This window comes from uncultured Tateyamaria sp. (genome assembly GCF_947494755.1).
Lineage (GTDB): Bacteria > Pseudomonadota > Alphaproteobacteria > Rhodobacterales > Rhodobacteraceae > Tateyamaria.
In genome coordinates this window covers 144,490-157,358 of the sequence record NZ_CANLVZ010000006.1, presented here as the reverse complement: position 1 = coordinate 157,358, position 12,869 = coordinate 144,490, and the positions used below count along the sequence as shown (strand labels likewise).

Here is a 12,869-nt window from a genome sequence, read left to right as displayed (position 1 = left end):
CATTGATGGCGACCAATACACTCAAGATTGCGGTCATCCCCGGCGATGGAATTGGCAAGGAAACGACGCCCGAAGGGGTCCGAGTGCTTGAAGCAGCGGCCAAGCGGTTCGACCTTGGGTTCGAGTTCACCGATCATGATTTTTCGTCCGTCGACTACTACCAGAAACACGGGCAGATGATGCCCGATGACTGGAAGGCGCGGGTGCAGGACAGCGACGCGCTCTTCTTCGGCGCGGTGGGCTGGCCCGATGTGGTGCCCGATCACGTCTCGCTTTGGGGGTCGCTGCTGCAGTTTCGCCGCGAGTTCGACCAATATGTCAGCCTGCGCCCGGCGCGCGCGATGCCCGGCGTGCCGCTGCCTTTGGCAGGGCGCAATCCCGAAGATATCGACATGATGATCGTGCGCGAAAACACCGAAGGCGAGTATTCTTCGATCGGGGGGCGCATGTTCGCGGGCACCGAGCGTGAGGTGGTGATACAGGAAACGGTGATGAGCCGGGTGGGCGTGGACCGCATCCTGAAATACGCTTTTGATCTGGCGGCCAAGCGGGGCGGGCATCTGACCTCGGCCACGAAATCCAACGGCATTTCGATCACGATGCCCTATTGGGACGAACGGGTCGAAGAGATGGCCAAAGCCTATCCCGACATCAAGGTCGACAAGTACCATATCGACATCCTGACCGCCCAGTTCGTGCTGCATCCCGACTGGTTTGACGTGGTGGTCGCCTCGAACCTGTTCGGGGATATCCTGTCCGACCTCGGCCCGGCGTGTACCGGCACCATCGGTATCGCACCTTCGGGCAATATCAATCCCGAGGGGCGCTTTCCGTCATTGTTTGAACCGGTCCACGGCTCGGCCCCGGACATCGCTGGCAAAGGGGTCGCCAATCCGATTGGGCAGATATGGGCGGGGGCGATGATGCTGGACCATCTGGGCCAACCCGAGGCTGGGGCCGCCATCGTATCCGCGATTGAGGCCGTCTTGGTCGAGCCATCCTTGCGCACCCCCGATCTGGGCGGGACGGCAGACACGGCCACATGCGGCGCGGCAGTGGCCGATGCGCTGCTGGCGGCTGGATAATGGGCCAGCCTTCGCGGTTTATCCCCGGTTTCGAGGTGGATCACGTGCGCGTGGACGGGGTGCGCATCAACTACGCCGCCGCCGGGGAAGGGCCACCGCTGCTGTTGCTGCATGGCCATCCCCAGACCCATATCGCATGGCGCAAGCTCGCACCCCTGCTGGTAGAGGCCGGATACCGTGTGATCGCGCCCGACCTGCGCGGCTACGGGGACAGCGACAGGCCTGCCAGCGACAGCGATCATGCGCCCTATTCCAAACGGGTCATGGCGCGCGAGCAGGTGGAGGTGATGCGCGCACTTGGGCACAAGCAGTTTGCGGTGATTGGCCACGATCGGGGTGGGCGGGTCGCCCATCGCATGGCGCTGGATCATCCGCACGCTGTCGAGCGGGTCGTGGTGATCGACATCGCGCCGACCGCAACGATGTACGCGCGTACGGATCAGGATTTTGCCACGCGGTATTTCTGGTGGTTCTTCTTGATCCAACCCTTTGATCTGCCGGAACGGATGATCGGATCGGACCCGGAATATTTCCTGCGTCGTCACATCGCGGGGCAGGTCAAAGTGCCCGGCGCGGTCAGCGAAGAGGTCATCGCGGAATACCTGCGCTGCTATCGCGACCCGGCCACGATCCACGCCATTTGCGAAGATTACCGGGCCGCCGCCAGCCTTGATCTGGACCATGATGCGGCGGATGCAGAGGCGCGGATCAGGGCCCCCCTGTGTGCGATCTGGGGGGCAGACGGCGTGGTGGGCCAGACCTATGATGTGGCGCAGACATGGCGCGAAAAGGCGGATGACGTGACGGGGTACGCCTTGCCCTGTGGTCACGCCATCCCCGAAGAGGTGCCGCAAGCGCTCGCCGACAAGGTGCTGGCCTTTCTGGCGCGCTAGAGGTCAGAAGCGGACGTAGGGGGCCTCGACCGCTTCGAACTGGCCATACCAGATCCACAGCACCAGAATGCCCAGGCAAACCGCGAGGTAGAGGATACGCTGCAGGCGAGGGGTCATAGCGTCCATACTCCATGCGCAATCGCTGACAAAAAGACGACATAGGCCAGTGACGTGATCCGCAACGTCAGGGGCGGAACCTTGACGCGTTTGGCCCAAGGCAGCGCATAGGACAGCGCAAGGCCGTGCCCCACGCCCCAGATCAGAAAGCTGAGCGAAAAGTTGTGCCACAGCCCCATGAACCCAAAGGCCGAAATCAGCGCCAGTTTGGTGCGCGACGTGGTGACGAGCAGCGGCAAGTAGATGTACTGCATCACGAATTCGGCCATCGAGCGGTGCCAACGCTTCCAGAAATCGCCAAGATCGCGGGCCAGATGCGGTTTGTTGAAGTTCTGCGGCACCTCGAAACCAAATAGCAGCGCTGTGCCCTCGGCCATCCGGGAATAGCCATAGAAGGTCGCAAACAGAAACCCGAACCCGACAAGCGGCTTGAGCAGAATGTAGTTGAGCGCCCATACAAGCGTGTCGCCCTGCGCGCTGTTGATCGCCTGCACCACGTCGATGCGGCTGACGAACATGCTCAGGAAACCGGCAATAGCGAACAGATAGACGAAGCCTTCGAACAGTCGGTAGAAACCCTCAGCGTAGTTCGGCGGATTGTTCTTTTGCACCTCGCGCCACATCTTCAGCCCGTGAAAGACCGGACCAGAGGGCAAAGCGGCCACAAAGAAGGTCGCGATCAACAGGGCCGGAATGAACGCGTCAAAGCTTGCCTCGCTTTTGATGGCCTGCGCTGTGGTCATCATCTGGCGGATGATGAAAAATGCACTGCCCAACCACAGGATCGGTGCATTGCCGATCAACAGACTGATATCAGGCACAAAAAGCAGCAGCAAAATCATGTAGGGCAGGCGGGATTTCAGCCATGCGCTGTGCGTGATCCGCCCGATCGCGAACAGGATCGTGCTGGCGCAAAAACAGGCCAGTGCAAACAGCAAGGCCAGCGGGTGCACCACGAAAAGCAGGTAGATCCCCGGCACCACCATCCAGAACAGCCGGTTTGCAAAGTGATGGGCAAAGGCAATCTGAGACAGCCCAAAGGACAAAAGAATAAGGATCAGAAAGGAGAGCGGATCAATCACTTGGCTGTATCCGTAGAGGCTGCGTGCAGGATGTGATCCGCCATCAATGTCGTGGTGAGGGCCCCGACCGGATACTGCTGGACATGCGCGTCATCATACCAAAGCGCGCTGAAATCGGACGTAATCGCACCATAGACATCAAAGATCGCTGCCTGCCCCTCAAACCTTTGCGCAAGGCGCGCCAAATCGTCCGGGTCTGGCTGCGTGCCCGCAAGAGTCAGCGGCACCAGCACCGTGCGCGCGCCAGCGGCGTGAAGCGCCTGCACCATCCCGTCCAGAATTTCCATCTCGCCACGCCGGTACGGCGCATCGAAATCATAGGCGTATGGCGTCGGCGCATCGCCCGCCTCTGCCGCGCCGTTTTCGAGGGCGCGGGTGGTGTATGCCATGACCTCGGCCTCAAGCGTGTCGATCATGGCGGGCAGGGGTTGGTCGGGCACGAATTCACCCCAGCTGAACGCAAAGTCTTCGGCCCACTCCGGTTCTTTCGTCCACTCTTTGGGTCCGCAATCAGACAACTGCCAGTTTTGGATCGGGTGTTTGGCAAATTGATAGGTCAGCGCGCCAGTCCGCAGCGCCAGACCGCGCAGACGCATATGCCACAGGTTGATCGCGCTTTCCGAAGTGGTGAAGGGCATCCCGACCGCGTCCTGCGACAGCAATTGCGGATAGGTCATCAGATTGATATCGCGCGTATAAATGTAGCTTTCGGCTGCAGTGCCGGGATGGGCGCGCGCCAACCGATTGACTGTGCGCTCGGACATGAACATCAATTCCAGCACCACGACATCCGGGCCACCGCGCCGGTCCAGATAGGTTTGCAAGAACGCATCTGCGGCACGGAAGGAGTTGTTGCCAATCGCGATGCGATCCACGGAAACAGACCTGCCTTTGGCCTCTTCCAAAAATGCTGATAGTGCGAAGGGGTCAAGCGCGACAGCACTTCGGCTGGTGCCAAGGATCAGGACATCTGCAGGGGCAGCCTCCGCGCGGGCAAGCATGAGGTTGCAACGCGACAATAGGCTCGCAGGGCCGCCGCGGGTCTGATCGAGCCACAGCAAGATGGCCACCAAAGCGCAGGTCAGCCCCACGCACAGCCATCTGAAGACCGCAGGACGGGTCATCTCGGCTGATCCGCCAAGGCACGAAGGGCGGCCCGATCCAGTTTGCCGTGGGCACTTGTGGGCATCGCCTCAAGTTCTATTGCGCGTTTGGGAATCATGTAGCCTGGTAGGCCCAGTGCCTCTGCCGTCAAGGTTGGAGGCTCCTGCGCGCCGGAATAAAACAGCACAAGTTCAGTGGGTTGGATGTCGGGGTGGGCGATCACGGCCACCGCCTCACTGCCCAGGTTGGCCCGCACGCGATGCTCAATCTCAAGCAACTCGATCCGGTGACCGCCAATCTTTACCTGGTGATCAACCCGCCCCAGATGGTACAGACGACCATCGCGCCACATGGCATTGTCGCCCGTGCGGTAGTGCCGGGTGCCCGCAGTATCGGTCACGAAGGGCTCAGCCAGATTTGGATCAAGGTAGCCGTCAAAAAGCTGCGGCCCCGACAGCAGCAACTCACCCCGCGTGTCGTCGGGGGCGGTCCCTGTTGGGCTGATCACATCACCATGCAATAGGGCCGTCGCGCAATTGGGAAGGGGCGTGCCGATCGCCACCACATCCGCCGATACCAGCGCAGGGTCGTCCTGCCAGCACAGGGCCGTGACGGCCACGGTGCATTCGGTCGGCCCATACGTGTTCCAGATTGTCGCATTGGAGGCCGCTTTGCTCCACTCTTGTGCAAGGGGTGCCGTCAACGCCTCGCCGTTGAAGATGCTGAGGCGGACAGTGCCGAGGGGCGTTTTGGCCGACAGACCGTTGTTGAGAATGACGCGCGCGAGGGAGGGCACGGAGATCCAGACGGTGATGGCGCGGCTGGCGATGTAGTGGGCTGGATTGAACAGGTCGATCTGGCGGGCCGGGCACAGGGTGCAACCGTTCAGCAGGGCGAGGTAGATTTCGTGCACGCTGAAATCAAACGACAATTCGCAAACCTGCGAACAGATATCGTCCGGGCGGTAGGGGATGACCGCGTTCATATTGGTCACGAATGAGGCGAGATTGCTGTACGACACAGGCACGCCCTTGGGCGCACCCGTCGATCCCGATGTGAACAGGATATAGGCTGTTTTGCCCGCTGTTTTGCCTTGGCCCCAATCAAAACCCGTTTGCGCGGGTGGGGTATCCTCCTGATCCATCAACGCCAATACGCCGCCCAGTTTGTCGCCGTGGGGCTGGGTGGCTTTCGTACACACAATCGCATCGATCCCGGCGTTGCGTACGATGTCGCGCAATCTGCTGACGGGGTAGCGGGTGTTGAGCGGCACATAGGGGCGACCATGCGCAATCGCGGCCCAGATCGCCGCATAGGCGTTGGCAGAGCGGTCAAGGAGGATGCCAATGGGCGTGTCTGTCGTCGGTGCTGCCGCCTCAATGGCGGCATATGCCGTGGCGATCAGCTGCCCGAAAGCCTCATATGTGACGTCGCCGTCATGCTCACGCACTGCAATTCGCTCAGCATTGGCTGCAACAACAGCGCGCATGGCGTCGAGCAAAGCGCGCCGGCTGTCGTCACCCTGCAGCATTATGCACGGACGCTTTTGATATAGGCCGTCAGCGCCGGAACCGACGTATAGTGCACCGCATCGTCAAAATCGGGGTCGATCCCAAAGGCTTCGTTGATGGCCATGAACACTTTCATGAACGACATGGAGTCCCACGCAGGCAGCGTTTCCATGGACGCATCAGGCGTCACTTCGACGGCCGCGCCGCCTGCATCTTCTTGCAGTATGTCCTGAATGATGGCGATGATTTTGTCTTGGGTGGGATCAGCCATAGATTTCGTTCTCCAATGGAAGGGCAAGGCGTTGATAGAGGTCCCGTTCGGGGCCGGACCATGTGTCAGCCGGGCCGACCTGATAGGATGTGCGGGTGTTCACCTTGGCGACGGACCGCTCCACGCAGCGGGCCAGCGTGTCGGGTGTGAAGTGATCAAGATGGGTGAGTAGGATGGTCCAGAATTTTTCGGGGTCCGCGCTCAGGTCCTCGTAAATGACGGGGTGGCAGTTGGGCAGGGTGCGCGTGCGCTCCAGCAAGTGAACGTTTGTGGCTGACCAGAGCCAGATATTCCGTTGAATAGCGGTCCATGAGGGCCAGCTTTGATCCTCGGGCGTGCCTTTTTGCGGTTTGAGCCGCCCCATTGAGATGAACTTTTCCCGGTCACTCAAGGGTTTGTCGGGGGCGGGCCAGCCTGCGGGCTGATCATCTTCGCCCTCCACTATGGTGGCCGAGCGCACGAACCCTTCGCATCTGCGAAAGATTGCGAGCAGCCGGGCGGTGGGGTGTTGATCGGCAAGCGCATCCAGAAACGGTGCGTTGTTGAATGCGATGTCGACAAGCAGGCAGGCGTCACCTGCCGCTTGCGCGATGGCATCGCCCCCGCGCATGTCTGCAACAAGCTGACGGGCAAAAGCAGGGTCGAACCACGCTTTGCGGGCGTGAAAATTGATCAGCGGCAGTTGCGGTGTGCGCTCTTTGTCGGGCAACTGCCCTTCGTGCAGGGCGATGACGTCGGGCAAGGCGTTCAGCGTCGCGGCCAGAAACGTTGTCGCGGTGCGCCCGGTGCTGGCACAGAACGCCACCTTGCGCGCGGGCAAGCGGGCCTGCGCGGCTCTGGCATCGTCTGGCTGGCGGCTGGTCAATTTGATAAGCCCTTTGGTCATTTGGGCCGCTTTGCAAAGCAGCGGGTGGCGCGGGTCGTTGGTTATATTCGAAGGGACAATCGCCCCGTTTGACCCAGATCAGACGGCAGTTGAAACTGCCGTCTGTCAGGATCGGTGGGAATGGGCACGCGAGGTCCCATCCGCAGCGTGAAGTCATTCGCCGGGCGCGAGGTCCAGCGTTTCACGCACTTTGGGCTTGCGCATTTTCCAGATCTTGCTGTCGATCATGTAGTGGTGGAAATTCACGATCTGGTAGAGCACGATCGTGGCCGACAATCCGGCAAAGAACAGCCAGTCAATCGTGCGCAGAACGCCCCAGTAGATCACGCCCGTGATCGCGATACAGGTCAGCATGTAAAGCCACAGCCGCCCCGATTGCGAAATATAGGACAGGAACTTGGCGTCCGGGTCCACGCCACCGCTGAAGCGCTTGTTGTTATACATCCACACGAACAGAATGTACTGCGCGTTGTGCCAGATGTTGATCATCAGCCAGCCCAACGTGATGTCGCTGGTGGCAATGTACGCGAGATAGAAGATCGCGAAATGCGTCAGCATATACATGGTGTGGACGACGGCCAGACGGCCCTCGGCGGCCGCGCGCAGGCGGCCCAGAACCCAATAGGCCAGCAGACCCATCGCGATATAGCCTGACACCACGGCCACTTCGGCGGGTACTGGGAACGACCACAGCTCCATCCCGATAAAGGTGGGGTGCTGTTCGGCTGAACGGGCCAAAATGCCAAAGACCGGGATCGAATAGAAGATCGCCTGATCAAGCCAGCCATCTTCGTAAGCCGCCTGCGGGTCCTTGCCGCGATAGGCGCGCGAAATGCCCCAGCTTTGGCGGGTATAGTGATACCATTGCCAGTAGAAATAGATCGTGACGATGACCCACAGGCCCGCGATCCAGACCACACCCAGGGTGGCCACGATCACGATGGGCAGCAGGCCGACCATGAGGAACTTATGCTCCTGAAAGCTTTCCTTGTCGAAACAGATGCGGGTGAAGGTCGAGATGACATGGTGATAGCCCAGAAACCACAGGTCGATCACCAGAATGGGGTAGAACAACGAGGGTTCGTACAAGATCACCAATCCGGTGATGCACGACAGGGCGAGTAGTCCAAAAATGAACCCGGCATCAAACCGGGCGTTCCGTATCCAAGGCAAATCCGCATAGGATCGGGTCGGGGTTGCTGTGTCCGTCACTGCTTCGTTCCTCAATATTATTTTTTGGTCGTTTTTTTGATACCGTAGCAAAGGTTTACAAATTCTGGCCAACAATGATGGCAGTTTTCGGGCATTTGAGGGTTTTTGTTGCAATCACATCACGACAGTCGTGCTTGCGCGATGCGTCTGAAAAGGCGGGCTGGATGGGTGTTTTGGGCTGGGTTCGAGGACCGGTAGGGATGGACGGAAGGCAAAGTCCCACGTCGGGCCGGACTTCCGTCTGATGAGGAAATTGTGGTACGGACAGCCTGCACCGCGCTGCTCGCGGCTGTTTCGGTGCTGACTGTGACTTCAAAGGAAATCGTGGAGGCGAGTACCGGAATCGAACCGGTGTACACGGATTTGCAATCCGCTGCGTCACCACTCCGCCAACTCGCCGCCATGGTGTGGAGGCGCGATAGACCATTCCATAGTCTCGTGCAAGGGCGTGTCCCGCTCAAAGCGGCGATTGCGACAGCTACGCGTTGCCCAATGTCACGGGATGTGGCACATCTTCTTTCAGAAACCTGAACGAACGAGTTTAGCAGTAATGACCGATTTCTCTGCCCGCCGTACTTTGATGGTCGACACGCAGGTGCGCCCGTCCGATGTGACCAAATTCCCGATCATCGATGCAATGTTGTCCGTCAAGCGTGAGGACTTTGTGCCTGCGGCACTGCGCGAGGCGGCCTATATGGGCGAAAATCTGGCGCTTGGCGGAGGCCGCGTTGTCCTTGAGCCACGCACGCTTGCCAAAATGCTGGACGCGCTGGATATCGGAAACGACGAACTCGTCCTCGATATCGGGGCGGCGATCGGGTATTCGGCTGCGGTCATTGCTCATATGGCCCAAGCAGTTGTCGCACTTGAAGAAGACGAAGACATGGCCCGTGAGGCAACTGATGCGCTGATGTCCGCCGGTATGGACAATGTCATCACCCATATCGGACCCCTGCCTGCCGGGGCGGCCGAACATGGGCCTTACGATGTCATCGTGATCGAAGGCGGGGTCAGTCACGTTCCTGCCGAAATAATGGACCAACTCAAGGATGGCGGGCGTATGGCGTGCGTCTTTATGGATGGGGCATTGGGCGAAGTGCGCATTGGGTATAAGCTGGATGGACGGATGTCATGGCGGCGCGCGTTCAACGCGGGTGCGCCTGTGCTGGCAGGATTTGAAAAACACGACGCATTTACGCTCTGACCACAGGCTTTGGCACCACAAGACTTAACGACCAGGACGCAACAAATAACAAGACGAACCATAGCAACCAGAAGGCGGCATATGATGAAAACAGGCAAATGGACGCGGGCATGGCAGCGCGGCAGCGTGATCGCCCTGACGACAGTCACCCTCGGAACCCCCGCTATCGCCGGGGACACGCTGGCGGATGCACTGGTAGGCTCATATACACATAGCGGTTTGTTGGATCAGAACCGGGCGCTGTTGCGCGCCGCGGACGAAGATGTGGCCATCGCGACATCCACCCTGCGCCCCATCATCAGCTGGAGCGCGGATGTCACACGACAGTTCGGCAATTCCACCTCGTTTGAATCCAGCGGGTTTTCTGTGGATATCGGATCGACCTCGGCCAATATCGGGCTGAACGCCACGCTGCAATTGTTTGATGGTGGGGCGGACCGTGCCCGGATCGAGGCCAGCAAGGAAACCGTGCTTGCCACCCGCGCATCGCTGCTGAGCATCGAACAGGGCGTTCTGCTGCGCGCCGCAACGGCGTTTTTCAATGTCGGACGGCAGCAGGAATTCGTGGCGTTGCGCCAAAACAACCTGCGCCTTCTGCAAGAAGAATTGCGCGCGGCCAATGACCGTTTCGAAGTGGGCGAGGTGACGCGCACGGACGTGGCCCTGGCTCAGGCCGCGGTCGCAGAGGCACGCAGCAATCTGGCAGATTCACAACGTGATCTCATTCAGGCGCAGGCGGAGTATATCAACGTCACGGGCCGTCAGCCGGGCCGGTTGTCGCAGGTGCCGCGCCTGCCCAGTGTTGAAACCGACATTCCGAGTGCGCAGGCCGTTGCCGTGCGCAACCACCCCGAAATGGACCAGGCGCGCCGTCAGGTGTCGGCCAACGAATTGCTGGTGACGGCGGCGCGCGCCGACACCCGGCCAACGGTGGCTTTGAATGGATCGCTTGGCCTGTCCGAGACGTTCACCAATGACAGTAAGTCCGAAACCGGGTCAGTTGGGGTTGCGGTCACGGGTCCGATCTATCGCGGTGGCGAACTGTCGTCGCGCGAGCGGCGCGCACAGGCGGTGCGTGATGCATCCCGTGGGAACTTGCACAATGTGCGCCATGACGTGCAGCAGGATGTGGTCGATGCCATTGCCGATCTCGTGGCTGCGCGCGCCAGTCTCGCCGCATCGGACCGCCAGATTCGCGCGGCCCGCGTTGCCTTTCGCGGGGTGCGCGAAGAGGCGACATTGGGCGCACGGACCACGCTGGACGTGCTGGACGCCGAGCAGGACTTGCTGGATGCGGAAACCAACCGGATTTCGGCGCAGGCCGATCAGTATATCGCCGCATATGCAGTGCTGGAATCGATGGGCTTGCTAACCGCGCAACGCCTGCAACTGCCAGTGCAGCTCTATGATCCGGCCGCCTACTACAACCTTGTCAAAAACGCGCCTGCCCGCGTGTCCCGTCAGGGCAAGCAGCTGGACAAGGTTTTGCGTGCTTTGCAAATCGATTAAGGTTTTCAGCACAGTGTTGTGCGACTCTTTCCGGGCAGCTAGACTGTGTCCCGAGGCTGAGAGTGGTACAAAATATGTCTGATCCAATGACCAACACCGAGGTGGAGGACGTGCTGGCGTCTATCCGGCGTCTGGTGTCTGATGACAAACGCCCTGAATCCGCACCGGCTGAGAAACCGGCAACCGACCGATTGGTGCTGACCCCATCGCTGCGCGTGATGGAGGATGAACCGGCTGACGATAGCGCCGATGCCGAGGTTGAGGTGCAAGCAGAGCCCGAGCAGGTCGAAGAAGCCGGGTTCACGACTGAGGACGAGGATCACACGCCAGAAGAAGCAGTTGACGCCACGGTGGACGATCTGATCGCGGATGAGGATTGGGCTGATACCATGCCCAAGCTGGACGAGGTCGAAGGCCAGGATTATGACGACCACGATGATGCAGAGCCTGAAAAACAGGATGAGGCCCCTTTTGTGCATGTAGAGGCTGAGGACGATGTCTGGCCGATACCGAATGGGGCCGCGAACATGTCGCCGCCCGAAGATGATGGAGACGCGGTCGAGGCCGAACCTGACGTTCAGGTCGAAACACCCGCGGCACCTGCAACCGACCAGAGCCAAAGCCTGAGTGACAAGATCGCTGCCCTTGAGACGTTGATCGGGGGGCGCGACGACGAGTTTGAGCCGGACGATCCCGGCGCTGGCGATTACGCCGGCACGCAAGCGCCTGCGATGGAATGGGAAGACGCCGAAGAGCCCCCCGTGCACGCCGCATTTGCCGAAGCCCCCAAGGCAGCGCCCAAGGATGATCAGGCCCAGTTGTTTTCCAACGACGAAGATGTTTTGGACGAGGACGCGCTGCGTGAACTGGTCAGCGATATCGTGCGCGAAGAATTGCAGGGGGCACTGGGCGAGCGGATCACGCGCAACGTGCGCAAACTGGTGCGCCGCGAAATCCATCGCGCCCTTGCCGCGCAAGAGTTGGAATGACACAACACGCACGCCCGGCGGGATAAAGACATCCTGCCATGAACACGCCTGCCCATTTGCTGATCGGGGCTGCGGCCTTTGGTCGGCCTGCACATGGCCGCATATTGCTTGCCGCCTTCGCGGGTGCAGCATTGCCCGATCTGTCGCTTTACGTGATGGCGGGCGTGGCGCTATTTGCGCTGAATATCCCGCCGTCGCGGGTCTTTAACGAGCTGTACTTTTCGGACGCGTGGCAAACAGTTTTCGCCATCGACAATTCGTTCATCGTGTGGGGGCTATTGCTGGGGCTCGCGCTCTGGCGCGCCTCGCCCTGGGCTATTGCGTTGACGGGGTCCGCGATCCTGCATCTGTGCCTTGATCTGCCTCTGCATCACGACGATGGACGGCCCCATTTCTGGCCTCTGACGTCGTGGGTGTTTGAAAGCCCGGTCAGTTATTGGGATCGTACGCAGGGGGCGATGTGGGTCGCCCCGCTTGAGGCTGCACTGGCGCTTGGGGCGGGGATCATCCTGTGGCTGCGCAAGCCGCCTGTCTGGGCGGTGGTCGCCACGACGGCGCTGCTCTTTGCCGAATTCTGGGTCGTGCGCCAGTGGCTGTTCTTTTTTGTAAACAGCTGAGAACAAAAGAAAACGCGCCCGGCAGAGGGGCGCGTTTTCCTTAGCAGCGTTTGTTAAGGTCTTGGGATCAGGCGGCCTCGGCCTGTTGTGCGGCATTGCGACGCTCGGACTCTTCGCGGCTGAGTGCCACCGATGTCCGGACACCTTTGCCCACGAATTCCATAAGCCCGGATACGACCCGCTCGTTTGGGTCGATGCCTGCACAGCTCAACACTTCGCGCCCATCGCGCGAGCGTGCCCAACGGGCGATCTGCTCAGGCCCATTGCCATACTTCTTGTCGTCTGCAATGGCATCGTCCAATGCGGCCAGTACCACGGCTGCAAACAGTTTGCGTGCACGGTTGCCTTGTTCGTTGTTAAAGGCCGTTCCGTCAACGAAATCTTTCATT

Annotated in this window: 13 protein-coding genes and 1 tRNA gene; 6 read left to right on the top strand and 8 right to left on the bottom strand. The window is 60.2% G+C overall.

Annotated elements, in window-relative coordinates; translation table 11 throughout:
• Window positions 1-5 precede the first annotated feature (5 nt).
• Both Q0908_RS09675 and Q0908_RS09670 read left to right on the top strand, forming a co-directional pair.
• Entirely contained in the window at window positions 6-1,085 is a 1,080-nt protein-coding gene (locus Q0908_RS09675) for a tartrate dehydrogenase (protein WP_299283420.1), read from the top strand.
• A complete protein-coding gene (locus Q0908_RS09670) occupies window positions 1,085-1,978 on the top strand; it encodes an alpha/beta hydrolase (protein WP_299283419.1) in 894 nt (297 codons plus the stop codon). Before Q0908_RS09675 ends, Q0908_RS09670 begins: the two co-directional genes overlap by 1 nt.
• Before the next feature lie 113 nt (window positions 1,979-2,091).
• Here Q0908_RS09670 and Q0908_RS09665 read toward each other — a convergent pair whose 3' ends face one another.
• The 7 genes from Q0908_RS09665 to Q0908_RS09635 all read right to left on the bottom strand — a co-directional run bounded on the left by Q0908_RS09665 (window position 2,092) and on the right by Q0908_RS09635 (window position 8,560).
• Complete coding sequence (locus Q0908_RS09665) at window positions 2,092-3,177, bottom strand: MBOAT family O-acyltransferase (RefSeq protein WP_299283418.1); 1,086 nt, start codon at window positions 3,175-3,177, stop codon at window positions 2,092-2,094.
• Window positions 3,174-4,301 carry a hypothetical protein gene (locus Q0908_RS09660; protein ID WP_299283417.1) on the bottom strand — a complete coding sequence of 376 codons (1,128 nt, stop codon included), beginning with the start codon at window positions 4,299-4,301 and terminating at the stop codon, window positions 3,174-3,176. Before Q0908_RS09660 ends, Q0908_RS09665 begins: the two co-directional genes overlap by 4 nt.
• Window positions 4,298-5,812, bottom strand: a complete 1,515-nt coding sequence (locus Q0908_RS09655; protein WP_299283416.1) for an AMP-binding protein — start codon at window positions 5,810-5,812, stop codon at window positions 4,298-4,300. The genes Q0908_RS09660 and Q0908_RS09655 overlap by 4 nt, the downstream gene beginning before the upstream one ends.
• The gene (locus tag Q0908_RS09650) at window positions 5,812-6,063 is read right to left on the bottom strand and encodes an acyl carrier protein (protein WP_299283414.1); all 252 of its coding nucleotides are present in this window, start codon (window positions 6,061-6,063) and stop codon (window positions 5,812-5,814) included. Before Q0908_RS09650 ends, Q0908_RS09655 begins: the two co-directional genes overlap by 1 nt.
• Window positions 6,056-6,949 carry a hypothetical protein gene (locus tag Q0908_RS09645; protein ID WP_299283412.1) on the bottom strand — a complete coding sequence of 298 codons (894 nt, stop codon included), beginning with the start codon at window positions 6,947-6,949 and terminating at the stop codon, window positions 6,056-6,058. Before Q0908_RS09645 ends, Q0908_RS09650 begins: the two co-directional genes overlap by 8 nt.
• A 153-nt stretch (window positions 6,950-7,102) precedes the next feature.
• A complete protein-coding gene (locus Q0908_RS09640) occupies window positions 7,103-8,161 on the bottom strand; it encodes a hypothetical protein (RefSeq protein ID WP_299283410.1) in 1,059 nt (352 codons plus the stop codon).
• Window positions 8,162-8,486: 325 nt separating this feature from the next.
• Window positions 8,487-8,560, bottom strand: a tRNA-Cys gene (locus Q0908_RS09635).
• A gap of 151 nt (window positions 8,561-8,711) precedes the next feature.
• Here Q0908_RS09635 and Q0908_RS09630 point away from each other — a divergent pair.
• The 4 genes from Q0908_RS09630 (at window position 8,712) to Q0908_RS09615 (ending at window position 12,480) form a co-directional block, all read left to right on the top strand.
• Window positions 8,712-9,365 carry a protein-L-isoaspartate O-methyltransferase gene (locus tag Q0908_RS09630; RefSeq protein ID WP_299283408.1) on the top strand — a complete coding sequence of 218 codons (654 nt, stop codon included), beginning with the start codon at window positions 8,712-8,714 and terminating at the stop codon, window positions 9,363-9,365.
• 84 nt (window positions 9,366-9,449) lie between these two features.
• A complete protein-coding gene (locus Q0908_RS09625) occupies window positions 9,450-10,874 on the top strand; it encodes a TolC family outer membrane protein (protein WP_299283406.1) in 1,425 nt (474 codons plus the stop codon).
• 74 nt (window positions 10,875-10,948) lie between these two features.
• On the top strand, window positions 10,949-11,863 hold the full coding sequence (locus tag Q0908_RS09620; protein ID WP_299283404.1) for a hypothetical protein: 915 nt from the start codon (window positions 10,949-10,951) through the stop codon (window positions 11,861-11,863).
• A gap of 38 nt (window positions 11,864-11,901) precedes the next feature.
• Window positions 11,902-12,480, top strand: coding sequence for a cobalamin biosynthesis protein CobQ (locus tag Q0908_RS09615; protein ID WP_299283402.1), 579 nt, complete (start codon window positions 11,902-11,904; stop codon window positions 12,478-12,480).
• A gap of 67 nt (window positions 12,481-12,547) precedes the next feature.
• Here Q0908_RS09615 and Q0908_RS09610 read toward each other — a convergent pair whose 3' ends face one another.
• Entirely contained in the window at window positions 12,548-12,868 is a 321-nt protein-coding gene (locus Q0908_RS09610; protein ID WP_089420757.1) for a DUF6280 family protein, read from the bottom strand.
• Between the last annotated feature and the right edge of the window lies 1 nt (window position 12,869).

Excerpts from the sequence above, each read along its gene's own strand:
- Q0908_RS09675 (WP_299283420.1), top strand. The coding sequence starts at position 6 with ATGGCGACCAATACACTCAAGATTGCGGTCATCCCCGGCGATGGAATT.
- Q0908_RS09645 (WP_299283412.1), bottom strand. The coding sequence starts at position 6,949 with ATGACCAAAGGGCTTATCAAATTGACCAGCCGCCAGCCAGACGATGCC.
- Q0908_RS09625 (WP_299283406.1), top strand. The coding sequence starts at position 9,450 with ATGAAAACAGGCAAATGGACGCGGGCATGGCAGCGCGGCAGCGTGATC.
- Q0908_RS09670 (WP_299283419.1), top strand. The coding sequence starts at position 1,085 with ATGGGCCAGCCTTCGCGGTTTATCCCCGGTTTCGAGGTGGATCACGTG.
- Q0908_RS09610 (WP_089420757.1), bottom strand. The coding sequence starts at position 12,868 with ATGAAAGATTTCGTTGACGGAACGGCCTTTAACAACGAACAAGGCAAC.
- Q0908_RS09650 (WP_299283414.1), bottom strand. The coding sequence starts at position 6,063 with ATGGCTGATCCCACCCAAGACAAAATCATCGCCATCATTCAGGACATA.
- Q0908_RS09615 (WP_299283402.1), top strand. The coding sequence starts at position 11,902 with ATGAACACGCCTGCCCATTTGCTGATCGGGGCTGCGGCCTTTGGTCGG.
- Q0908_RS09660 (WP_299283417.1), bottom strand. The coding sequence starts at position 4,301 with ATGACCCGTCCTGCGGTCTTCAGATGGCTGTGCGTGGGGCTGACCTGC.
- Q0908_RS09630 (WP_299283408.1), top strand. The coding sequence starts at position 8,712 with ATGACCGATTTCTCTGCCCGCCGTACTTTGATGGTCGACACGCAGGTG.
- Q0908_RS09655 (WP_299283416.1), bottom strand. The coding sequence starts at position 5,812 with ATGCTGCAGGGTGACGACAGCCGGCGCGCTTTGCTCGACGCCATGCGC.
- Q0908_RS09620 (WP_299283404.1), top strand. The coding sequence starts at position 10,949 with ATGTCTGATCCAATGACCAACACCGAGGTGGAGGACGTGCTGGCGTCT.